Annotated in this window: 3 protein-coding genes; 2 read left to right on the top strand and 1 reads right to left on the bottom strand. The window is 43.3% G+C overall.

Annotated features, from left to right (window positions below):
• Nucleotides 1-828, bottom strand: an 828-nt coding sequence (locus AC1DSB_RS18895) for an AAA family ATPase (RefSeq protein ID WP_477587374.1), incomplete at its 3' end; no start/stop codon positions are given.
• Nucleotides 829-962: 134 nt separating this feature from the next.
• On the opposite strand from AC1DSB_RS18895, the gene cymR reads away from it, so the two are divergent.
• Together cymR and AC1DSB_RS18885 are read left to right on the top strand one after the other, a co-directional pair.
• The gene (cymR, locus tag AC1DSB_RS18890; protein WP_036659286.1) at nucleotides 963-1,382 is read left to right on the top strand and encodes a cysteine metabolism transcriptional regulator CymR; all 420 of its coding nucleotides are present in this window, start codon (nucleotides 963-965) and stop codon (nucleotides 1,380-1,382) included.
• Nucleotides 1,383-1,432: 50 nt separating this feature from the next.
• Nucleotides 1,433-1,714: aminotransferase class V-fold PLP-dependent enzyme (locus tag AC1DSB_RS18885; protein WP_477587373.1), on the top strand; the 282-nt coding region annotated here is incomplete at its 3' end.

Here is a 1,714-nt window from a genome sequence, read left to right as displayed (position 1 = left end):
GACTGCTACCAAATCACCATTTTCAAGTAAATGAGCCAAATAATACATGGCTGCATTGACGTCACTTCCGCGCACGGATTTTTGCAATGCAGATAACAAATTATAAAAATGAGACCCTTTTTTATCCCCAAACACGCCGATGCGATCGACGAGATTTTGAAGCAAGGCATCGTCTACTACAACCACGCCATCTTCATCGTCAGACGCGGAAACGACAGATTCAAGAAGAGTCAAAGCTTTTCGGGCATCACCATTTGCCGCTTCTGCGATTTTCATTTGCTGTTCTTCAGAGATATTAATCTTTTGTCGGCCCAGGCCGCGTTTGTCGTCTTGTAATGCGCGTTGTATCAATACCAATAAGTCTTCAGCCGTCAAACGTTTAAGTTGTTTGATTTCACCGCAACGGGAACGGATGGCCGGATTTACATCATGAAATGGATTTTCCGTTGTGGCACCAATCAATACGATTGCACCGCTTTCAACATGGGGGAGCAAAGTATCTTGCTGTAATTTATTGAAACGATGGATCTCATCAAGGAATAACAGAACTTTTCCTGTTACGCGTGACTCAGCCACCACTTCTTCTATATCTTTCTTGCCTGAGCGTGTCGCATTAAGTGCGATGAAAGAAAGATTGCTAGTACCGGCAATGGCATAAGCTAGGGACGTCTTGCCTATTCCCGGCTCACCGTATAACAACATTGAAGGGACATGGCCGTTCGCAATCATTTTATATAAAGGTGTGTGTTTTCCGATTATATCTTGCTGACCAGCTATTTCATCCAATTTTTGCGGTCTCATTCGATAAGCAAGTGGTTCGTTTTGCATCGTGAGTACCTCCTAAATTCGTACATTTGTTCTCTAGTATACGTGTTACCGGACGAAAAGTCATTTCACAGGCGGTTGGTCGGAAATGTGATATACTATGTAGATGATTTTAAGGATTATACGGGGTGAATAACGTGAGAATTTCGACAAAAGGTCGATACGGATTAACGATTATGATAGAGCTAGCCAAACAATTTGGAGAAGGTCCAGTACCTCTCCGTCAAATAGCATCAGACAATGAATTATCGGAAGCTTATTTAGAACAATTGGTTTCACCGCTTCGTAATTCTGGCCTAGTTAAAAGTGTTCGCGGAGCACACGGTGGATATATGCTTTCAAAGCCACCTCATTTAATTTCTGCCGGCGATGTCATCCGAGTACTGGAAGGACCGATTCAACCGGTGGAAGGCATTGAAAATGAAGCTCCTCCTCAACGAGAATTGTGGCTTCGCATTCGTGATGCCGTAAAAACCGTTCTGGATACTACCACGATTGAAGATTTAGCTAAATTCAGTGACACGTCATCAGATGACGGATACATGTATTACATTTAAGTGTGCGTTCAAAAAACGATTTTTGAACAACCTTTAAAAAGGAGTTCGACATGAATAGAATTTACTTAGACCACGCAGCTACTTCGCCCGTACATCCGCAAGTCATTGAGAAATTAGTCCACACGATGGAACAGTCGTATGGCAATCCATCAAGTATCCATGCGACTGGCCGGGAAGCCCGAAAACAGTTGGATCAAGCCCGTGAGCTTTTGGCAAATAGCATTGGTGCGAAAGATCAGGATATCATTTTGACCAGTGGCGGGACGGAAGCGGATAACTTGGCGATTTTCGGAACAGCATTTGCGCGTAAATCTTTTGGCTCACATATTATC

The sequence above is a fragment of the Paenisporosarcina sp. P4_E4_2 genome (genome assembly GCF_056401595.1).
Note: the sequence above shows the minus strand (reverse complement) of the source record. Positions and strands in the feature narration are given on the sequence as shown.